At 60.1% G+C, this 21,253-nt stretch carries 20 protein-coding genes; 8 read left to right on the forward strand and 12 right to left on the reverse strand.

The window, feature by feature from the left end:
* Window positions 1-3: 3 nt before the first annotated feature.
* Window positions 4-753: a methyltransferase domain-containing protein gene (locus ACYZTL_RS12295; RefSeq protein WP_461952011.1), complete on the reverse strand. Its 750-nt coding sequence runs from the start codon at window positions 751-753 to the stop codon at window positions 4-6.
* Window positions 753-1,055: a MazG-like family protein gene (locus ACYZTL_RS12300; RefSeq protein ID WP_461954298.1), complete on the reverse strand. Its 303-nt coding sequence runs from the start codon at window positions 1,053-1,055 to the stop codon at window positions 753-755. The genes ACYZTL_RS12295 and ACYZTL_RS12300 overlap by 1 nt, the downstream gene beginning before the upstream one ends.
* Before the next feature lie 179 nt (window positions 1,056-1,234).
* Between ACYZTL_RS12300 and ACYZTL_RS12305 the strand changes: the two genes are divergently transcribed.
* Together ACYZTL_RS12305 and ACYZTL_RS12310 are read left to right on the forward strand one after the other, a co-directional pair.
* Window positions 1,235-1,528, forward strand: a complete 294-nt coding sequence (locus ACYZTL_RS12305; protein ID WP_461952012.1) for a hypothetical protein — start codon at window positions 1,235-1,237, stop codon at window positions 1,526-1,528.
* Between the two features lie 178 nt (window positions 1,529-1,706).
* A complete protein-coding gene (locus ACYZTL_RS12310) occupies window positions 1,707-3,056 on the forward strand; it encodes an MATE family efflux transporter (protein ID WP_461952013.1) in 1,350 nt (449 codons plus the stop codon).
* On the opposite strand, the gene ACYZTL_RS12315 is transcribed toward ACYZTL_RS12310, so the two are convergent.
* From ACYZTL_RS12315 to ACYZTL_RS12360, 10 genes are all read right to left on the reverse strand, one after another.
* Window positions 3,050-3,835 (reverse strand): DUF4123 domain-containing protein, encoded by a 786-nt coding sequence (locus ACYZTL_RS12315; RefSeq protein ID WP_461952014.1) that lies wholly within the window; start codon window positions 3,833-3,835, stop codon window positions 3,050-3,052. The genes ACYZTL_RS12310 and ACYZTL_RS12315 overlap by 7 nt on opposite strands.
* The gene (locus tag ACYZTL_RS12320; RefSeq protein ID WP_461952015.1) at window positions 3,832-5,148 is read right to left on the reverse strand and encodes a type VI secretion system Vgr family protein; all 1,317 of its coding nucleotides are present in this window, start codon (window positions 5,146-5,148) and stop codon (window positions 3,832-3,834) included. Before ACYZTL_RS12320 ends, ACYZTL_RS12315 begins: the two co-directional genes overlap by 4 nt.
* Window positions 5,149-5,381: 233 nt before the next feature.
* Window positions 5,382-7,295, reverse strand: a complete 1,914-nt coding sequence (gene speA / locus ACYZTL_RS12325) for an arginine decarboxylase (protein WP_461952016.1) — start codon at window positions 7,293-7,295, stop codon at window positions 5,382-5,384.
* 218 nt (window positions 7,296-7,513) lie between these two features.
* Window positions 7,514-7,885, reverse strand: coding sequence for a translation initiation factor Sui1 (locus tag ACYZTL_RS12330; protein WP_090176030.1), 372 nt, complete (start codon window positions 7,883-7,885; stop codon window positions 7,514-7,516).
* Between the two features lie 283 nt (window positions 7,886-8,168).
* On the reverse strand, window positions 8,169-8,726 hold the full coding sequence (locus tag ACYZTL_RS12335; RefSeq protein ID WP_461952017.1) for an NUDIX hydrolase: 558 nt from the start codon (window positions 8,724-8,726) through the stop codon (window positions 8,169-8,171).
* A 3-nt stretch (window positions 8,727-8,729) separates the two neighbouring features.
* A complete protein-coding gene (locus ACYZTL_RS12340) occupies window positions 8,730-9,797 on the reverse strand; it encodes a DUF2333 family protein (RefSeq protein WP_461952018.1) in 1,068 nt (355 codons plus the stop codon).
* Window positions 9,798-9,952: 155 nt separating this feature from the next.
* The gene (locus ACYZTL_RS12345; protein ID WP_461952019.1) at window positions 9,953-10,429 is read right to left on the reverse strand and encodes a hypothetical protein; all 477 of its coding nucleotides are present in this window, start codon (window positions 10,427-10,429) and stop codon (window positions 9,953-9,955) included.
* On the reverse strand, window positions 10,426-10,932 hold the full coding sequence (locus ACYZTL_RS12350; protein WP_461952020.1) for an Hcp family type VI secretion system effector: 507 nt from the start codon (window positions 10,930-10,932) through the stop codon (window positions 10,426-10,428). The genes ACYZTL_RS12345 and ACYZTL_RS12350 overlap by 4 nt, the downstream gene beginning before the upstream one ends.
* A gap of 14 nt (window positions 10,933-10,946) precedes the next feature.
* Complete coding sequence (locus ACYZTL_RS12355) at window positions 10,947-11,630, reverse strand: hypothetical protein (protein ID WP_461952021.1); 684 nt, start codon at window positions 11,628-11,630, stop codon at window positions 10,947-10,949.
* On the reverse strand, window positions 11,627-12,778 hold the full coding sequence (locus ACYZTL_RS12360; RefSeq protein ID WP_461954299.1) for a DUF2515 family protein: 1,152 nt from the start codon (window positions 12,776-12,778) through the stop codon (window positions 11,627-11,629). The genes ACYZTL_RS12355 and ACYZTL_RS12360 overlap by 4 nt, the downstream gene beginning before the upstream one ends.
* A gap of 323 nt (window positions 12,779-13,101) precedes the next feature.
* Here ACYZTL_RS12360 and ACYZTL_RS12365 point away from each other — a divergent pair, with 323 nt between their 5' ends.
* The 6 genes from ACYZTL_RS12365 to accC all read left to right on the forward strand — a co-directional run bounded on the left by ACYZTL_RS12365 (window position 13,102) and on the right by accC (window position 21,123).
* Window positions 13,102-14,772, forward strand: coding sequence for a diguanylate cyclase (locus ACYZTL_RS12365; RefSeq protein WP_461952022.1), 1,671 nt, complete (start codon window positions 13,102-13,104; stop codon window positions 14,770-14,772).
* A gap of 954 nt (window positions 14,773-15,726) precedes the next feature.
* Window positions 15,727-16,770, forward strand: a complete 1,044-nt coding sequence (locus ACYZTL_RS12370; protein ID WP_461954300.1) for a methyl-accepting chemotaxis protein — start codon at window positions 15,727-15,729, stop codon at window positions 16,768-16,770.
* Window positions 16,771-16,934: 164 nt separating this feature from the next.
* The gene (locus tag ACYZTL_RS12375) at window positions 16,935-18,674 is read left to right on the forward strand and encodes a protein-disulfide reductase DsbD (protein WP_461952023.1); all 1,740 of its coding nucleotides are present in this window, start codon (window positions 16,935-16,937) and stop codon (window positions 18,672-18,674) included.
* Window positions 18,675-18,805: 131 nt separating this feature from the next.
* The gene (gene aroQ, locus ACYZTL_RS12380) at window positions 18,806-19,261 is read left to right on the forward strand and encodes a type II 3-dehydroquinate dehydratase (protein ID WP_008031265.1); all 456 of its coding nucleotides are present in this window, start codon (window positions 18,806-18,808) and stop codon (window positions 19,259-19,261) included.
* Window positions 19,262-19,285: 24 nt separating this feature from the next.
* Window positions 19,286-19,747, forward strand: coding sequence for an acetyl-CoA carboxylase biotin carboxyl carrier protein (accB, locus tag ACYZTL_RS12385; RefSeq protein WP_054044024.1), 462 nt, complete (start codon window positions 19,286-19,288; stop codon window positions 19,745-19,747).
* Window positions 19,748-19,764: 17 nt separating this feature from the next.
* On the forward strand, window positions 19,765-21,123 hold the full coding sequence (gene accC / locus ACYZTL_RS12390) for an acetyl-CoA carboxylase biotin carboxylase subunit (RefSeq protein WP_461952024.1): 1,359 nt from the start codon (window positions 19,765-19,767) through the stop codon (window positions 21,121-21,123).
* Window positions 21,124-21,253 lie beyond the last annotated feature (130 nt).

Genomic DNA, 21,253 nt, shown 5'->3' on the forward strand with positions numbered 1-21,253 from the left:
CGATCAGATCGGCCGACAGATCCAGTGCAAGTAGCGCCCAAGTCCGGCAAAGCTTGGGTGACGCCGGTGGGCCAGCTCCATTTCCAGCAAGTCCACCAGTTCGGCGCGGGCCTGGAATTCCACCGGCATGTAGTCGTGAAAAACACGCACCCCGCTCTGGGTTTCGACCTGCCACAGGCCTTCAAGTTGCGCTGCCAGCTCACGCGGATCAAGCGGCTGCTGAGGGGTCAGGCTCTGCTTTTCGCCGGCCATGTCGTTCTTGCGCATTTTGCGGAAGTGGCCCTTGAGCAGGTTGCGGTAGATCAGCGCATCGCGGTTGTAGAAGGCCAGGGACAACCAGCCGTCCTGCTTCGTCAGCTGATGCAGCACCGGCAGGATCGCGTGAGGTTCGGCCAGCCATTCCAGCACCGCGTGGCACAGCACCAGATCGTAGGGTTCGGTGAGCTGACCGAGCAGGTCCTGCCACGGTGCCTGAATGAACGTAGCCGTCTGCCCGGCCTCGGCGAAACGTTGGCGAGCACCTTCCAGCATCGGCTCGGCGGGTTCGGCCAGTGTCACGTCATGCCCGCGCTGGGCCAGCCACAACGACATATGGCCCAGGCCGGCGCCGATGTCGAGTACACGCAGCGGGCGGTCCGGCAGGGTTTCGGCCAGGTCGGCCTGAAGCACCGCCAGGCGGATCGCGCCTTTGGCGCCCCCGTAGATCTTTTCGGCGAAACGGGTCGCCAGTTGATCGAAATGACGATCGCTCATCAGTTGAACCTCCGTTCACTGTCCGCGAGTTTGCTGCGCACCACTTCATTCATGTCCAGCCCCAACTCGCTGCACAGCAGCAGTAGATAGAGCACGATGTCGCCGACTTCCTGCCCGGCATGAGCCAGTTTGTCCGCCGGCAACTGGCGTGACTGGTCTTCGCTCAACCACTGGAAGATTTCCACCAGTTCGGACATTTCCACGCTCGCGGCCATGGCCAGGTTTTTCGGGCTGTGAAATTGCCGCCAGTCATTGCGGTCACGGATGGCGTGCAGGCGTTCGGTCAGTTCAACAAGGTTCATCGGGCTCTCCTCAAGGCGTATAGCTTCGGGGGGATGACTGAGGAAGGCAAGCATCTCGGTACGGCGCATTTCTTTGCTCCATAATCAAAAAGATCGCAGCCTTCGGCAGCTCCTACCGGGAACTCGCCACCGCGTTCAATGGCCCAAGGTTCAACCACTTACATCAGGACGTTAACGACATGCAGGTAGAAAGTTTTTTCGAATGGCTCGGCCAGGCGCTCGGTTCGGTCATCCGCTTTATCGTTGACGCTCTCAGCGGCCTGTTCAATCTGTTGAGCCAAGCCGGCAGCAATTTTGTCGAAGGGCTGTCCCGCGCGCTGGGCATGGACACGTCGATCATCAGCATCATCGCGCTGATCCTGGGGCTGATGCTGTTGTGGTCGGCGATCCGGGCGTTCATGAATGCGTCGATCATCATGGGGATCATCTGGTTGCTGCTGGGGTTGTGGTTGCTTAGCTGGATAATCCATTAACACCTCAGCCCCCTGTGGGAGCGGCGGTGCGACGATTCGACTTGCTCGCGAAGGCGGTGGGTCAGTAAACACTTGCATCGACTGATACACCGCATTCGCGAGCAAGCCCGCTCCCACATTAATGGACCGCTGCAGATTCCCAACTATCGCTACAATGCCGGCTCTCCAAGGAGCCTGCATGTCCAACCTGATTGCCGACTGGCGCGACCGCCCGACCCATCGCCGGGTCTGGGCGCTCGCCGCGCCCATGATCCTCTCGAACATTTCCGTGCCGCTGGTGGCGCTGGTCGACAGTACGGTCATCGGCCACTTGCCTCACGCCCATCAACTGGGCGCCGTCGCGGTCGGGGCCAGCCTGTATACCTTTCTCGCCTGGGCCATGGGCTTTCTGCGCATGGGCTCCACCGGATTTGCCGCGCAGGCCGCCGGACGCGGGGATGGCGCGGCGTTGCGGCAGATTCTGTTGCAGGGTCTGTTGCTGGCCATGGGGCTGGCCATTGCATTAGGCGCGCTGGGCATCCCGTTGAGCGGAGTCGCGCTGCATTTCATGCAACCCTCGGCAGAACTGGATCAACTGACCCGCGAATTCTTTCACACGCGCCTGTTCGGCCTGCCGGCCGCGCTGGCCAGCTATGCGCTGGTCGGCTGGTTCCTCGGCACTCAAAATGCCCGGGCGCCACTGGCGATTTTGCTGAGCACCAATCTGGTCAACATTGCGCTGAACCTGTGGTTTGTCCTCGGTCTGGAATGGGGTGTGGTCGGCGCAGCCCGGGCTTCGGTGATCGCCGAATGGACCGGCGCGCTAATTGGCCTGCTGATGACCCGCAAAGCCCTGCGCGCCTACCCCGGCCACATTGCCTGGGCCGCGTTGGCGCTGTGGCAGAGTTGGCGACCGTTGTTGGCAGTCAACCGCGACATCTTCATCCGCAGCCTGCTGCTGCAATCGGTGTTTTTTCTGATTACTGTGCAAGGCGCGCGACTGGGTGATGCGACCGTCGCCGCCAACGCCCTGCTGCTCAACGGGTTGCTGCTGACCGCCCATGCACTCGATGGCCTGGCCCATGCCGTGGAAGCACTGTGCGGGCATGCGATTGGCGCTCGCGACCGTGATGCCCTGCGCCGCTCATTGGTCGTCGCCTGCGGATGGTCGTTGTTGGCGAGCGTGGGGTTTGCCGTGCTGTTCCTGTTCGCCGGGCACTTGTTCATCGAGATGCAGACCGACATTCAGAGTGTGCGCGATACCGCGTTCATCTACCTGCCCTACCTCGCCGCCCTGCCGTTGATCGCGGTCTGGAGCTACTTGCTCGACGGGCTGTTTATCGGCGCAACCCGCGCCAGGGAAATGCGCAACGGCATGCTGTTGACCGTGCTTCTGCTGCTGCCGTTCGCCTGGGCGTTGCGCGGTTTTGGCAATCACGGACTGTGGATAACGTTCCTGTTGTTCATGGTGCTGCGCAGCCTGACCCTCGGTGCGATTGCCTGGTTTCTGCGCAACAACGACGGCTGGTTCAGCGGTAGGGCTCACTGAGCCTGATCGTTCTGCCAGCGTTTGCGCAGGCTATCGAGGCGCTCCTGCTGGGTCAGCCCGGACAACGGCGGCACCAGCGAAGCGCGGGGGTACTGCAAGCGTAGCCACAACCAGCCATCGAGCACCGGCCGCTCGCTGAAACCCAGCGCCAGCCCTTCCTGCACATGAGCCCACAAGCGCTGGTAATCGGTTCCGGTGGATTGGCTCCAGTGCCAGGCATGCTGCTCCAGCAGGCAAGTTTGCAGGGTTTCCCGCTGACGAAGACTGAGGCTTTCTTCGACCGCCAACGGGCTGACGGCGAGCCCCGGATTGAGCAACTGCTGCCAACCTTGACTGCCGATCGCGCGATCAGCCCATGTCCCGCCGAACCAGTGCAACTGGCTGATCGGACCCAGCCAGCGACTCAACTCCCGGGCATCACAGGCATCGAAAAAATAACTGGCCGTGTTCGGGTTGTAATAATTCAACAAGGCCCGATGGTGCAGCCCGAAGGTGACAGTGAGCATGCGTCGCAAATGCTCCAGCAACTGCGACGACGACGCCGCGCTGACCACCAGCAGACCACGCCAGACCTGCGTTTGGCTGTAGCACGACTCGGCCAGCGCCGGGCAGGTCCGAAGGTCGATCAGGGCCGGACCGTGTTTGCGCAACGCATGCAGTTCCGTGTCCTCGAACAACCAGAACCATCGGGCCTGCGCGGATGCCTGTTGCAGCAATGCCCTCGCCTGAGGCGCACTCGGCACATCCAGCAACAGCCATTGCGGGGTCGCGCCGATCATGCCGCACCGCTCTGGCCAAACCCCGTCACCGCCCGACAGATGCACAGTGCCTGTGGGCAATGGCTGAAACTGCCGCCGCCGGGTAACAGACACAACAGCACCAAAGGCTCGCCCGAGCGCAGGAGTTCCAGCAACCCTGCCTCGGGCGAGCTGTTTTCTGTCGGGCCGGGAACCTCGGTCTCTTCGACCGTCGACGGCGTGGGCAGAAACCCGCAGATCAACGGCTGATCCGGATCGCCCTCGATGAAGCTCACCACCACCTCGGTGCCCTCGCTCAGCGGCGAGACGCCCGGATCTTCCAGCTCAGCGGCCAGCGGTAGCCAACAATGGCTGGGTGTCGCGCCTTCGCCCTGATAGAGCCAGTCGAACTGCACGGCCACCGGCCGGGAAGGATCCGGCCGAGGTTCATCGACATCGACTACCCAGGCGCGTTGCAGGCTGTGCATCCGTGGTTTCACTGCGCAAGGGGGCAGGACGAGGGGGGCCTCCCAATGAATCGCGCGGATCTGGTTACTGTAGGGTGCCAGCGGGTCCTGGCTGCCCTGATGTTCGACATGGGTCAGCAGCCACAAATGATTCCAGTCGGTGACCGGGTGGCCCGACAAGGGCATCAACTGACCACTGCGCAACGTCGGCAGGTCTGTACGACCTTCGGCACTTGGCGCGGTACGTTGACCCGCCTGGAGCTGAAACTGCCGCACCGCCGGTTGCCCGTTATCAACCTGAAATTCCGAGCTCGCGCCGAGAAGGAAATGGCCGCGGCGATCACCAAACACCACGCAGTGCCCGTGCGCGTTGTGCTCGAAGTGGTAATGCAGGCATTCCTGCGCGCACAGGCGCTGGAGAAACTGCAAATCCGATTCTCGATACTGCGTGCAGAAATCACGGGGCGGGTAATCGCCACTCAGTTCGAAGCGTCGATCCTTGCCCGTGATGCCGTGTTCCCTGAGCACCTGGCAGAGAATCTCGGGCATCGAGACGTCGCTGAAAATTCGCCGACTGAATCGTTGGGAAAGGCAAGCCAGCCTGGGCCCAAAACGCACGTGGCAAAGCCTGACGCTCGGGCCATGGTCACGCTGGACCAGTTCATGCAGTTGGCCGTGAAAAGCGCTGCCCTCAGGCCCGAAATGCAAAACGGCCGGACGGTACAGCAAGCTTGCAAGGTCGAGCGTAGGGTCATCGATCAGCAGGTCCACGTCGAACACAAAGGGCTCGCTGATCGCTTCTCTACCGGTAAAGGCCAGGACTTCGAAAGGGTCGGGCAGACCGGCTACGTCCAGACGAAATGAAGGCTCGTTGACTGGATCGAACATCGGCGATTCTCTACAGGAGGGGCGGTCAGGGATTCTCGCCGAGAGCCATGGCTGAGTAGAGTGCCGAAGTACAACTTAGGAAATGGCCTACGCGAAAAGAAGACCATATGGCTTTGATAGCCGGGAATGTGGGCAATTTCGCGGGGAAATAGAGAACCGCCGCACCAGGTCATCTGAAATTTCCGCAGCACGCGGAACATTTTCAGACAACCTGATGAGAGCGGCGACTTACCTCAAGAAGAGAGGTAAGACGAACGGGTCAGGCCCAGACGCAATGCGTCGAGGAACTGGGTGCGTTCGGCGGTGGTGATGCGCGCACTGGCGCACTTGTCGCGGTAGTGGGTCATCAGTTCTTCCGGCGACAAATGCACGTAACGCAGCATGTCTTCGATGGTGTCATGGGTTTCGATACCCGCGTGGTACACACTGCCGTCGGCATTCTGGTAGATGTTCACCGAGTCGGTGTCACCAAACAGGTTGTGCATGTCGCCGAGAATTTCCTGATAGGCACCGACCAGGAAGATGCCCAGCAAGTAGTCCTCACCGTCGTTCAGTGCGTGCACCGGCAGGCTGGTTTCGATGCTCTGCTCGTCGACGTATTGCTTGATCTTGCCGTCAGAGTCACAGGTCAGATCCTGCAGCACGGCGCGACGCAGCGGTTCTTCGTCGAGACGGTGCAGCGGGAGGATCGGCAGGACCTGGCCGATGGCCCAGGTGTCCGGCAGGCTCTGGAACACCGAGAAGTTGCAGATGTACTTGTCGGCCAGCTTGTCGTTGAGTTCGTCGAGCACCTGACGGTGGGAACGCTGACGCGCCTTCAACGAGTTGTGCAGGCGGCGGCACACGGCGAAGTAGCATTGCTCGGCCAGGGCTTTTTCGGCCAGGGTCAGCTTGCCGTCGGCGTACTGGGTGGCCACGTCGCTCATGTAGTGCGTGGCGCGCCAGTAGGTTTCAGTAACCATTTCGATGTCGGTCGGACCGAGCAGGTCAACCAGCCACTGCACGGTTTCCGGCAGCGTTTCCTTGTTGTCGATCTGCGGCACGTCGTCGTTGTGTTTCTCGACGTCGGTGACCTGCACCACCAGCATGGCGTGGTGCGCAGTCAGGGAACGGCCGCTTTCGGAGAAGATGTTCGGGTGCGGCAGGCTCTGCGCGTCGCAGAACTCCTTGAGCATCCCGACCACGACACCGGCGTAATCGTCCATGTCGTAGTTGATCGAGCTGGCGTTACGCGAGTGCGTGCCGTCGTAGTCGACGCCCAGACCGCCACCCACGTCGATGTGGTCCACCGGCAGGCCGAGGTTGCGCAGTTCGCCGTAGTAACGAATCGCTTCCTTGAAGCCGTGCTGGTAGTCCGCCAGGTTGGCGATCTGCGAACCCATATGGAAGTGCAGCAGGCGAATGCCTTGGTCCAGGCCCGCCGCGCGGAAACGCTCGACCACCGACAACAGTTGCGCCGCCGACAGACCGAACTTGGATTTCTCGCCACCGGTGTCCGCCCACTTGCTCGACGCCAGGGACGACAGACGCACACGCAGGCCGACCTGAGGCTTGACCTTCAGCGTGGCGGCTTCTTCGATCACCAGCCCCACTTCGGATTCTTTCTCGATCACGATGAACACGTTGTGGCCGAGCTTCTGGCCCATCAGCGCCAGACGAATGAACTCGCGGTCCTTGTAACCGTTGCAGACGATGGTGCCGCCCTTCGGCGCCAGCGCCAATACCGCCAGCAGCTCAGGCTTGGAGCCGGCTTCCAGACCGATGGACACGTTCTGGGTGGCGATGATGTTTTCGATCACCGCTTCTTGCTGGTTCACTTTGATCGGGTACAGCGCGGTGTATTTGCTCTGGTATTCCAAGCGCTCGATGTTGGCGTCGAACGCGCCGGTCAGCTGACGCACGCGGTCTTGCAGAATGTCCGGGAAACGCACCAGCAACGGCAAGGACAGGCCGCTTTTGCGCAGCTGGTCGACTTGCTCGAACAGGTCGATAGGCGAACTGGTCGGGCCGTTCGGGCGAACTTCGACGCGACCGGCGTCATTGATCGCGAAATACCCGGCCCCCCAATGGCGAATCCCGTAAACACTGCGGCTGTCCGCAACTGTCCATTGGCTGCCATCGTCTTTGCGTGTGCGTCGTACGGACATTGAAGTCCCCTATTAAAGAAGTCATAGAGCGTCGCCTGGGTTCAGGCCGGCGCAGTCTAAAGGATGAAAATGACGGTTCGTCAACGAGGGGATAGACCTCGCTGACCGCAGTGAGTTTAGAAACCGGTCAGAACAGGCTCTGTGAAAACCATGTAGGCGACGCCTGACCCGGGTTGAATCAGGGCCGGTCAAGCCGGGGGTGGTTTTCACAGAGGCTGCTAGCCGCCGGATTTCTTCGCTTTGAAACCCAGCTTGATCAGTTCAGCCAACAGTAGCTCGACATGATCGCCCTGGATTTCAATGATTCCGTCTTTCAACGCCCCACCGGTACCACAGCGTTTCTTCAACGTCGTGGCCAGGTCCTTGAGCGCGTCTTCAGCCAACGGCACGCCGGTGATGGTGGTCACCGTCTTGCCGCCACGGCCCTTGCTTTCGCGACGCACGCGAGCAATGCCGTCGCCGGCCGGGATAACGGTCTGTTTGCAGATACAGGCGTCCACCGGTTTACTACAATCCGGGCAATGACGACCTGCGTCGGTGGAAAATACCAGGCCACCAAGGGCGGCGAAGGATGCGGCTTTTTTGGCCACCGGCAATCCTCTTGGGAGGACAAAGACTGGTCGCGGCAACCTGGGCAGGTGCCATCGACCGCGAAGCCCCACTCAGGCAGGGGCAGCGCTACTGAAACGGTACAACCCTGTGTAGGAGCTGCCGAGTGCAACGAGGCTGCGATCTTTTGATTTCAACTCAAAAGCAAAGTCAAAAGATCGCAGCCTGCGGCAGCTCCTACAACAAGCAATACCGGTTCAGCTTGAAAAGGTCGCGCAGTGTAACGGCAAAAACGCCGATTGCTAAGAGCCAATCGGCACCAATTTACGCCTCTTTTGCGACGTCCTCGCCACGCGCTCTCAGATAGCGCTTCAATGCAGCCAGAGAGTCCGGGCAATAAGGCTTTTGCTGGATTTCCTGCATGACCTGATCGACGGGAATAAAGCGCGCTTCGAGCACTTCCTCCGGTTGCAGGATCAGCGGGCCGTCCCACACCGCCGAAAACGCCGAACACCAGAGCCGATTGCCAGTGTCTTCGAAGAAAAAATGGTCATGGGCGGTCAGTTCCACACCACTCACACCGAGCTCTTCTTCCAGCTCACGGGCTGCCGATTCGGCGTAGGTTTCGGTAGCCAGCACCATCCCCCCTGCCGCCACATCCCAGTAGCCGGGATAAATCGCCTTGCTCAAGGTTCGCCGATGCACGCAGAGTTCTCCGGCGGAATTGAACAGCATGATGTACGTACCGCGACCGATCAGCCCGCGCTCGCGCAGGTCGGAACGGACCAGTGCGCCGAGCAGGTTGTCCTGCTCGTCGACCCAGGCGATCTGTTCGGCATCCGAGGCCGCGCGATGGGCGGCCTCTTTGGCGCTATCGACCATGACTTAGCCCTGATTGAGCAGTTGACGCAGATCGATCACTGCGGCGTTGGCGCGGGAGATGTAGTTGGCCATGACCAGCGAGTGGTTGGCCAGCACACCGAAGCCGCTGCCGTTGAGGATCATCGGGCTCCAGACCGGCTCTTGCGAGGCTTCCAGCTCACGAATGATCTGGCGCACGCTGACCGTCGCGTTCTTCTTCGCCAGTACATCGGCGAAGTCGACCTCGATGGCGCGCAGCAGGTGGGACAGCGCCCAGGCCTGACCGCGAGCCTCGTAGAACACGTTGTCGATCTGCATCCACGGGGTTTCGACGATTTCTTCGTCAACCTGTGGCACCTGACCCGGCGCGACCACTTCGGTTTTCAGCGCAGTGTTCAGTTTGACCCGGCCAACGCTGGCCGACAGGCGTTGCGACAACGATCCCAAACGGGTGCCCACATCGCCCAGCCAGTTGTTCAGGTTGTCGGCGCGGGCATAAAACAGTGCATTTTTCTGCGAAGGGTCGGACAGGCGCGCCTGATAGCGGCTCAGGGAATTGAGGCCTTCCTGATACTCGGACTCACTGGACGGCAGCACCCAGCTTTTATTGTCGAAGTTGAAACGCGGCTCGGCTTTCGCCAGATCGGAGTCTTCGGCCGATTGCGATTGCGAGCGGGCGAAGTCTTTGCGCAGCGCACGCGTCAAGTCGCGGACCTGGACCAGCACACCATATTCCCAGCTCGGCGTGTTATCCATCCACAGGCCCGGCGGGAAACGGTCGTTGGAAATATAGCCGCCCGGCTTGGTCAGCAAGGTGTTGGCAACGGTCTTGAGGGTTTCCACCGTGGTGTAGCCGACGACCATCTGCTTGCCTTCTTTCTCGGCCGCCACCTGGGCATTCTGTTGAACCGGGAACAGCGCCGGCTCCTGGCTCCAGTACCAGCCAAGCGCAATGGCCACAATCAGGTAGAGGCCGATCAACGTGGCCAGCGCCCGGCTGAACAACAGGCCGCCGATGTAACTGCGGGTGGCCGATTTCGGTTCAGCGGCACGTTCAGGCGCGCTGCCCGCGCGGTTCTTCCAGTCCAGCATGGCGATATCCTTTCAATCACTTGAGTTCATCGGTTCGACCACAACCATACAACAACGTGCCTTTGCCCGGCACCCGCCGTCGGGGTTATCCGGACAAATTAGCGTCTATGGATGTGACAAGCGGTTGTCTATGAGCTCAAGTAGCCATGCCCGAGTTAAACGCCTATGACCGTCATTGAAATCTGCTGCACCCCGGTTGATGTAAACAGATGAGCGAAGCCCTTTCCGTCGGTTCTGCGCGGTGAAGTGTCCCCATCCACGGTCGCCAGGTAATGGTGCTGCGCCAGAGGCTCGCCCGTTACGCTGTCTACGAGCCGGAAGATTCTTGGCGATCTCGAGGGTTGAGCGGGCGGATTTTGCATCAGCTCGATCACCTTTGGATCAAAGGTGCGTTCCGGCATAGTCCAGTCAACGTAGTCGGCTTCAGCCCTGACCAACCGCCATTCTCCCCGATCAATCTGGTCAAGCACCTCGCTGTCGAGATCAATCAACAGGCCGGCACGCAGGTCGGCAAGGCCTTCGATGGGTTGCCGATCAAGCAATGCCTGGCGCACCAGATCCAACGCTTGCTCGCTGGAAAAGGTGTGTTGGCGCTCCCAATCGGACAAGTGGACTTCATTGACCAACCTCATCCCTGCACCTCGGTGTTCCACTCATCGGAGCCCACGGTTCGGCTGATTTCATGCCGCCAATTAATTCGCCGGTAATTAAAATGGACCCTTTCCAGTTGAGTGACGTGGGCAGTGTCAGGATCCTGGCAATGCGGCATGAGCACTTCAGAACCGACGATTACCGCATCTTCCAGCTCCATCGTGTAGAAATGCTCCTGGATCCCCTGAGCCGATGTCCGATACCACTCTACGCGGCACTGGGTGAGCAATTCTCCCGAACACAAAGCGTTATTGATCAGCGGCGACGCCTTGTCGATGGTCTTGGTGATGATTAAAGGTTTGTGCATCCGACGCCCGCTCCCCGACCCTTTCGGCACGAAAATGCCGTGGCTCAGGGCCTGAATCATGATCTGGTCCTCACGGCCCAGTTGGTAGACGTTACCGACGGACGCCTCGGTGAAGGCACCAGCGCTGATCAGGCCTTGTCGTTCGCCGTGGAGGGTCATGAAGGCGGGAGTTGGCATGGTGGGGCTCCTTTTTATTTGGGTTGTGGGGCGGGGAAGTGAGAGGGTTCGTCGTACATGTCTTCGATTTCGTCGAAGGGCGTCCAGGGTTTGGCGAGTGCGAGGGTGATGAGGTAGCGCTCTTCGGTCGGGTTTCGGTAATCCTCGAAGCGACCCACTACCAGCATGACCTGATACTTATCGTCGGCTTGCCAATAGGTTATCCCTGCGAGAATTCCTTTCCTCAGGTAGGCCCGCCATTCAGGCGTATCGGCGATGGAGGGGTTGTCTCGCAGTCCCTTCGCCACCCAACCTTTTTCGCGCCATTGGTCTTGCAGGTCGAGAACGACTTTAAGCGCGTCATCAATCAGAAGCGGCTCGATCTGTGGCGACATACGAATGCCGAAAATGACATTGTCGCCAAAATTGACGGTGAAAAAGCGCGCCGCAGGCGTGGTGAACCCAAATTGCGGGTCGACGAATCGCAATCTCGCATCGGTCATGGGAATACCGAACCAGATATGTCCGCGCATCTCCGGACTAAAGAGGGCTGAAGAGTTTCTGCGCAGATCTTCATACGTCCCCCCCATTTCCACGACGACTTCGGGTTCATCCCAGAGAGGTTGCGTCAGGCGGTGTATGACGGCCCAAGTCAAGACAGTCAGAAGCAGAAGGTAGGCGCCAAAGCGCCAGCCGAACAACCGTGATCGCAGAGTCATAGCCTGCTACCGCTCGATGCGATTTCGTTGATCGACTGTTCCAATGCATTACGGTTGTGGTCGCCAAGCATCTGATCAAAGCGTGCCGCTGCCTGGAGCACGAATTCCATTCGCTGCCTGATGTCCGACAAGTCCGCCAGCGGGTTATTGCCGAAAGCGATGGTCCGCCCGTCCTCGACGCGCTGGCATTGGCTGGTAAGGGTCAACTCAATCGCCTGGGCAACGCCTGAAGGAAACCCTGTGACGTAGGAAACGTGGTTGGCACGCAGCAAAGCCACCAATTGGCGGTCCTGGTAAATTGTCGGTTGGAGGATATTTTTCTGTTCATGCAACGCCAAATACTCAACGCTACCGGCAATGCTTCCGTCCTCTATCGCCTCAAAGCCCAGCAAAATCTCGGGGTGATCCAGCCCGAATTCGAGCTTTTCCTTCCCCGCCGGCCAAAGCACCGGAAACTTCGCATGCCCATGAATCCGCGCCCGCGCTCTCAAACACTTCTTCAACTCCCTCAACCCACGCTTCGCATAAAACTCATGCAACGGAAAAACATCCAGAAACAGCGTGGTATTCCCAAGCGCCATCATGTCGTGCACATGCCGGAACTGCTGTTGCACCAACAACAGCTCCTCGCCCTCCGAACGAAAGTCCATTGACGGCACCGGATTGCGCGCATCCGCTTCTTTATAGTCACGCAACTCATCCGCCTGCTCGGCCATCCTGTCCGGCGTCAGCAAACCGTGCTCTCGACGACTGTCACGCATACGCTGCCGCGCTTCATGATCCTCGCGAATGAGATCAATACTGTCCGCCGCATGGAGCAACCCGCAGCCGACCTGCTTGGAAGCAAATGCAGCCAAGCCAGCCCATTGAAACCTGGGGTCATGAAGCCACAGCCGGGCGTAAGCCGCATTGATCGCACGATTGCGTTCCACTGGATCGGCGATCAGAACCCCGCCGGGAGCAACGATTTCTTCCGCCTCGCGCTGGTAATGCCGCCATAGGCACGCGCACGTAAGAATCGGCACCTCGGTAACAAGCGTCCTGCTGCCATAAAGCTCCACCTCCTCGCATTCACAGTCAGCCACGGGCGTGCTGTTGTGGTTCAGGCGTTGCTCATCGCAGGGTTGGTTTTTGAAACACTGGGTCATGATTGGCGAATGGCGTCTAGGGGAATCCCTGAACCCTACCAGCCGAAAATCCCTTCCGGATCTCGCCGGAGAAAAATCAGAAATCCCTGACAGACAAGGCTCGCCGGGGCTGCGGACACTTCCGAAAAACAGACCGAAAAAGACCTGCAACGCCCAGCCCACAGGCACTTCAATCAAAGACAAGCATTTACAGACCGGACAGTCACAAACTGAATGACATCACTGCGCAGATTATTGACGTACGACACTCATGCAATCGAAAAGAGGTGCTAGCATAGAGCCACCAGTCGATCTCAGCATTTGCCCTAACTAGTTGTCAGGATATGACCGAGCCAGAAGACCCCAGCCGTGAGCGCCTCAAGCACCACTTTGCCCAGCGGGTAATTCATCAGGCACGTCAAATTCTTGAGATCTGGCAGCGCCTGCAACGCAGTGAGTGGTCCGCCTCCGATTTATCGGAACTGAGCGAGGCCAACCTGCGCCTGCTGCGTTTCGCCGAGCGTTTCGAACAACCGGAACACATCCATCTGGCGCGCCACATCGGCCAATCGCTGGAAGCCGTTGATGCGAATCGCGGACGCCTGAGCAGCGGCCTCATCACTGATCTCAATAGCCTGATGCAGCGCCTGTCGCGCACCGGCCTGCGGCATGGCGATCAACTCGAGCAGACTTTCCTTCCGCCGCTGCGCAAGCCGATCTACGTGATGCTGCAGGATCACGACCGTGCCGAGCGCCTGACCAAGCAGCTGGAATTCTTCGGGCTCAGCGCCCACGCCCTCGACAGCGTGACGGCATTTCGCTCGTCGATGGTCGAACGCTTGCCCGCCGCGATCGTCATGGACGTGGACTTCAGCGGTCCCGGCATTGGCCTGAAACTGGCCGCCGAAGCCCAGATCGGTCTGGATGAACCGTTGCCGCTGCTGTTTTTCAGCCTGCTCGAAACCGACACCCCCACCCGCCTCGCCGCGGTGCGCGCCGGCGGTCAGGAGTTTCTTACCGGCACTCTTGAAGCCTCGAGCCTGATGGAGAAAATCGAAGTCCTGACCTGCGTTGCGCAATACGAACCTTATAAAGTGCTGATCATCGACGACTCCCGCGCCCAGGCCTTGCACACCGAGCGCCTGCTCAACAGCGCCGGGATCGTCACGCGGACCTTGATCGAGCCGATCCAGGCCATGGCTGAACTGGCGGACTTCCAGCCCGACCTGATCATCCTCGACATGTACATGCCGACCTGCACGGGTACTGAACTGGCCAAAGTGATTCGCCACAACGACCGCTACGTCAGCGTGCCGATCATTTACCTGTCCGCCGAAGACGATCTGGACAAGCAGCTCGACGCCATGAGCGAGGGCGGCGACGACTTCCTGACCAAACCGATCAAGCCGCGCCACCTGATCACCACCGTGCGCAACCGCGCGGCGCGCGCGCGCAATCTCAAGGCGCGGATGGTCCGAGACAGCCTCACCGGGCTGTACAACCACACGCACATCCTGCAACTGCTCGAAGACTGTAGCTTCCGCGCCCGCCGCGAGAGCAAGCCGCTGAGCTTTGCGATGCTCGACATTGACCACTTCAAGCGGGTCAACGACAGTCATGGCCACCCGATGGGCGACCGCGTGATCAAGAGCCTGGCGCTGTTTCTCAAGCAACGCCTGCGCAAGACTGACTTCATCGGCCGTTACGGTGGCGAAGAGTTCGCCATTGTCATGCCCGACACCGATATTGAAGCGGCCTACAACGTCCTCGATGAAATCCGTCAGCGCTTTGCGGAAATTCATTACCCCGCCCAGCCTCAGGATCTCTCGTGCACCTTCAGCGCCGGGGTGGTCGAGCTGCGCGAAGACTCCGACAGCCTGATGATGGCCAGCCAGGCTGACGAGGCGCTGTATCGCGCCAAGCACGCCGGGCGCAACCGCGTACAGGCGGCTCGGGCATCACAGCAAACTGCCACCTTTTCATCGGAATCAATCCAGACGGTCATAATCCTGTAACAGAAACGCAATAACTTCAGGCGCTTACCCTGCTGCCGCTGGTAGTCCGCGATGCGCCTGAAGCTGCTGACCAATCTCAACACCCTCCTTTTAGTCGCCGTGTGCGTGGCCCTCGGCGCCACGCTCTGGTGGTCGCAAAAAGCCCTGGAACGCCCGTATTTGCTGATGGAGCGCTACCTGGGGTTGTCTCAGCAATTTCAGAATGAAGTGGCGCGCAACGTTGAGGATTATCTCGCCAGCGGTGACGCCTTGCGCCTGAGCAGCGCCACTCAGGCCATCGACGGCGTGCAAAAGGAACTCGGTGAATTGCCGCCGGTATTGGCCGACACCTTGCGCCCCAGCCTTTCGAACCTGCATGAGTTCAGCAAAACCGACCTGCTGGCCGCCGGCAAACTCGCGGGCGACCCGCAAGCACTGTTGTTGCAAGCCGAACGCGAGCTCGGTGCCAGCCTCGACCAGCTCAGTCAGTACGCCAGTGGTAACGCGACTTATCTGACGCCTTTACTCTCCGCATCCCAACACCTGGGCAAACTGTCGCTGGCCCGGGACAAACTGGTCAGCAGCGGTCGCAGTGAACTGGCGGCGGATGTTGAACGTGAAGTCACCAACATCCGCGCTCAAGCTGAACTTCTCAATGCCCTGCCGCTACTCGGTGTGACGAGTCAAAGTGAATCGGGCACCGACGATTTCGCCGCAATGATGGGCCTGGAGAACACCGAAAAAACCGTGGCCGAAGATGCTGGCGTGGGGCTCAAACGCGAACTCAACAGCCTGCTGACCCGCTACCCCGCGGAGCTTGCGCGCACCCGCGAGCAGATCCAGAAACGTGCCGACCTCAGCGCCGCGACCCACCTGAAAATCGCTGCGGTGCAGCAGGCCATCGCCGGGCTGGAACCGGTGGTCCGCGCCCAGCACGGGCAAATCCAGAGCGAAGTGCGGCTGATGCAAGGCGTGATGATCGGCCTGATCCTGCTGATCGCGTTGCTCATCGACACCCTGCAACGACGCTTGGCCCGAACGCTGACCAACCTCGCGCCGGCTCTTTCGACCTGGGCCGAGGGCGACTTCAGCCGGGACATTGAATTGGGCAAGACCAATCGCGAGCTGCATGACATTCAAGCCTCGCTCAATCGCTTGCGCGCCTATCTCGTCGACCTGGTCGGGACCATTCGCCTCAACGCCGAACAGGTTGCCGGCAGCAGTCGCACCCTGGCCGAATTGAGCAATGACCTGCACAGCGGCGCCGAGCATCAGGCGGGTGACACGGCGCTCATCCGTGATTCTCTCGGCGAACTGGAAGAGACCATTCAACAAGTTGCCGGTGACGCCAGCCAGGCCGCCGACGCCAGTCGCCATGCCGGACTGGCGGTGGAGCATGGGCAAAAAGTCATCGGTTTGAGCCTTACCGGGCTGCACGCACTTGTCGATGAAGTGCAAGGCAATGCACAGATGATCGAACACCTGGCCTCGGAATCGGCCACCATCGGCGGCGTGTTGACGGTGATTCGCTCGATTGCCGACCAGACCAACCTGCTGGCGCTGAACGCGGCTATTGAAGCGGCCCGGGCCGGGGAAATGGGCCGCGGTTTTGCCGTCGTGGCCGAAGAGGTTCGCTCACTGGCGCAACGCACCGCTGGCGCCACGGCCGAAATTCAGACCTTGATCGCCGGATTGCAAATGGCGGCGCAGCAATCGGTGGAAGGTATGCGCGCGCAGGTTGAGCATGCTGAAGCGACCGCCAATCAGGCCCAGGCCGCTGACGGCGCGCTGGATAAAATCGTCGGGGCGATTCAGACCATTTCCGACACCGCCGTGCGTATTGCCGATGTCACTGCTCAGCAGAGCGGCGCTGTGAGCGAGATCCGTGATCACAGTGAGCGGATTCACCAGTTGGGTGGGGATAACTTGCTGCGCATCGGCGAGGGACGTGAGCAAGGGGAGCATTTGTTGGTGCTGGGTGGAAGACTGCATAAAGCCGTTCAAGCCTTTCGCGTCTGAGAAACCGCCTTCGCGAGCAAGCCCGCTCCCACATTGGAATGCGTACTCCCTGTGGGAGCGGGCTTGCTCGCGAAGGCGCCAGAACAGTCACCACCGAAATCCCCGCCCTGCACACCCCGCAACTGTCCGCTATCATGCCCCCAATTCCGATACGCGAGATTGTCATGCGCCGTTTGCTTTGCCTGCTGCTTTTAGTCCTCGCCCTGCCAGCCAACGCCGCCGGTTTGCTGGAGAGTCGGCCAAGCGCCACGCTGGGTTCGATCAACAACAGCGCCGACTTCCTGCCGGTGCGCGAAGCCTTTCAGCTCAGTCTGGTAGAAAGCACACCACAATCAATCAAACTGCGCTTTGTCGCCACCGAGGGTTACTACCTCTACCGCCATCGCTTTCAATTTCGCGCCGATCCGGCCGATGTCTCGCTCGGCACGGCGCAGTTGCCCAAGGGTGAACAAAAGCACGATGAATACTTTGGCGATGTCGAGGTTTACCACGGCATTCTAGATGTCGAGCTACCGCGCACCGATCAACGCGCCTTTACGCTGGCCGTGACGTACCAGGGCTGCGCCGACAAAGGCCTGTGCTATCCGCCTGAAACCGAACGCCTGAGTATCGACGGCAGTGGCGGCGCAACCACGGGTTGGAGCTGGCGGGAGCTGGTGCTGTTCTTCCTCGCCGGCCTGGGCCTGACGTTCACCCCTTGCGTGCTGCCCATGTTGCCGATCCTGTCCGGCGTGGTGTTGCGCGGCCAGGTCGGTGGCTTGCGCGGCTTCAATCTGTCTCTCGCTTATGTGCTGCCGATGGCCGTCTGTTTCGCCCTGCTCGGCGCGCTGATGGGGATGTTCGGCGCGCAGCTCAATCTTCAGGCGCGGCTTCAATCGGCCTGGGTGCTGGTGCCGTTCGCGATGTTTTTTGCGGTGTTTGCATTGGCGATGTTTGGCGTCTTCGAACTCAAGCTGCCGCAGGCGATCAGCAGCCGACTGGACCGCATCGCGGGTCGCACCGAAGGCGGCTCGTTGTGGGGCGCGGCGGTGCTGGGCGTGGTTTCCAGCCTGTTGGTTTCGCCCTGCGTCTCGGCGCCGCTGGCCGGCGCTTTGCTATACATCAGCGCCAGCGGCGACGCGCTGGGCGGCGGGCTGAAGCTGTTCATGCTTGGCCTCGGCATGGGCGCCCCGTTGTTGTTGGTGGCCACCGGTGGCGCAGCCTGGCTGCCAAAAAGCGGGCCGTGGCTGGTCTACGTGAAAAACGCGATTGGGGTGTTGTTGCTGGGTTTGGCGATCGGTCTGCTCAGTCGGGTTTTACCGGGGCAGATCACCTTGCTGCTGATCGGCTTGCTGGCCGGTGGCGTGGGTTTGTTCATGGGCGCGCTGGAGTTCGTCTACAAACCTCCGCGAAAGCGCGTAGGCCAGTTGCTCGGCATGTTCCTCCTGTTCTACGCGCTGGCGTGTTGGTACGGCGCTTTCAGCGGCCAGACCGATCCGCTCAATCCTATCGCTCAACCGCGTGTCGTCAGTGGCAGCGAGCAGTCGCAAAGCTCCGGCGACTGGCAAACCGTCACGACCCCGGTTGAGCTCGATCGCGTCCTCGCCGAAGCCAAATCGTCCAGCACCCCGCTGCTGCTCGACTGGTACGCCGACTGGTGCATCAGCTGCAAAGTCATCGAGCATGAAGTGCTCAACGACACCAACGTCGTCGAACGCCTCAAGGGCTATCGGCTGATCCGCTTCGATATCACCGCCAGCAACGCCGAACAACGTGCGCTGCTCGACCGCTACAAACTGTTCGGCCCTCCGGCGCTGATGTTTTTCGGCAAGGACGGCGTCGAACGCGCCGATGTGCGAGTGATCGGCGAGATCAACGCCACGGACTTCGCCGAACGTGTCGCGAAAGCAAATGACCGGATTTAATCACCCGGTCACATATTTCGCGCAAACATCGGCCATCGTGCTGGCTATTGCATAGAACTGGACAGTCACAAAGGCTTTGCGGCATAGTCGCCGGGTTCTGACAAATGCACTCGGAAAACAAGGAACAGCAGATGGCGACGCTATTGGTTCTGCACGGCCCCAACCTGAACATGCTCGGCACCCGTGAACCGGGCACCTACGGCGCTACGACACTGGCGCAGATCAACCAGGACCTGGAACGCCGCGCTCGTGAAGCCGGCCATCATTTGCTGCACCTGCAAAGCAACGCCGAGTACGAACTGATCGACCGCATCCACGCTGCCCGCAGCGAAGGTGTGGACTTCATTCTGATCAACCCAGCAGCTTTTACGCACACAAGTGTCGCTTTACGTGACGCGCTGCTGGCGGTGAGCATCCCATTCATCGAAGTGCATTTGTCTAATGTGCACAAACGCGAACCTTTCCGCCATCACTCTTACTTCTCCGATGTTGCGGTGGGAGTGATCTGCGGCCTTGGCGCCAGCGGTTATCGACTGGCCCTGGAGGCTGCCCTGGAACAGCTTGAACAACAAGCTATACGCCCCTGACCGACCCTTGGGAGTTGATGATTCATGGATATCCGTAAAGTTAAGAAACTGATCGAATTGCTGGAAGAGTCCGGCATCGACGAGCTCGAGATCAAGGAAGGCGAAGAGTCCGTACGCATCAGCCGCCATAGCAAGACCCCGGCTCAGCAGTACTACGCACCGGCTCCAATGCACGCTCCGGCTCCAGCGCCTGTTGCTGCTGCTCCGGTTGCCGCTGCAGCGCCAGCTGCTCCGGCCGCGCCTGTTCTGAACGGCACCGTTGCCCGTTCGCCTATGGTCGGCACCTTCTATCGCAAGTCTTCGCCAAGCTCGCCGTCCTTCGTTGAAGTCGGTCAGACCGTGAAGAAAGGCGACACCCTGTGCATCGTCGAAGCCATGAAGATGATGAACCACATCGAAGCTGAAACCAGCGGTGTGATCGAATCCATCCTCGTCGAAGACGGCCAGCCGGTTGAGTACGACCAACCGCTGTTCACCATCGTTTGAACCGCGGAGAAACTTTGATGACTGCGAAGTTGGAAAAAGTTCTGATCGCCAACCGCGGTGAGATCGCACTGCGGATTCTGCGTGCCTGCAAAGAGATGGGCATCAAGACCGTCGCCGTTTACTCCAAGGCCGACAAAGAGCTGATGCACCTGGGCCTGGCAGACGAATCCGTCTGCATCGGTCCGGCCTCGGCCGCCCACTCTTACCTGCACATCCCGGCAATCATCGCCGCGGCTGAAGTGACCGGCGCTACCGCCATTCACCCAGGCTACGGTTTCCTTGCGGAAAACGCTGATTTCGCTGAACAGGTCGAGAACTCCGGCTTCGCCTTCATTGGCCCGAAAGCCGACACCATTCGCCTGATGGGCGACAAGGTTTCGGCCAAGCACGCCATGATCGCTGCCGGTGTTCCAACCGTTCCGGGCTCCGACGGCCCGCTGCCGGAAGACGAAGAAACCGCGCTGCGCATCGGTCGCGAAGTCGGTTACCCGGTGATCATCAAAGCCGCTGGCGGCGGCGGTGGTCGCGGCATGCGCGTTGTGCATAAAGAAGAAGACCTGATCTCCTTCGCCAAACTGACCCGCACCGAAGCAGGCGCGGCGTTCGGCAACCCGATGGTCTACCTGGAAAAATTCCTGACCAACCCACGTCACGTGGAAGTCCAGGTACTTTCCGACGGCCAGGGCCACGCCATCCATCTGGGCGACCGCGATTGCTCGCTGCAACGTCGTCACCAGAAGGTTCTCGAAGAAGCGCCGGCACCGGGCATCGACGAGAAAGCACGCGCTGAAGTCCTCGCTCGCTGCGTCAAGGCGTGCATCGACATCGGCTACCGTGGCGCCGGCACCTTCGAGTTCCTTTACGAAAACGGTCACTTCTACTTCATCGAGATGAACACTCGCGTCCAGGTAGAGCACCCGGTTTCGGAAATGGTCACCGGCATCGACATCGTCAAGGAGATGCTCAGCATCGCCGCCGGCAACAAGCTGTCGTTCACCCAGGATGACGTCGTCATCCGCGGTCACGCACTGGAATGCCGGATCAACGCCGAAGACCCGAAAACCTTCATGCCAAGCCCAGGCACGGTCAAGCATTTCCACGCTCCAGGCGGCAACGGCGTTCGCGTCGATTCGCACCTGTACAGCGGCTATGCTGTTCCGCCGAACTACGATTCGTTGATCGGCAAGCTGATCACCTACGGCGCAACCCGTGACGAAGCCATGGCGCGCATGCGCAATGCGCTGGACGAAATCGTGGTCGACGGGATCAAGACCAACATCCCGCTGCACCGCGACCTGACCCGCGATGAAGGCTTCTGCAAAGGTGGAGTCAACATCCACTACCTGGAACACAAGCTGGCTGGCGAGAAGCACTAGTCTGTAATCCGGATCAACAAAGCCGCTTTCGAGCGGCTTTGTTGTTTCTGGAGGTTTCATCCATTCCCGCCGGGGCTTATCTGACAGGCACTGGCCTGTTCGGGCTGGCTATAATCGCCCTCTAATCAGC

It is taken from the genome of Pseudomonas sp. LB3P81 (assembly GCF_054897965.1).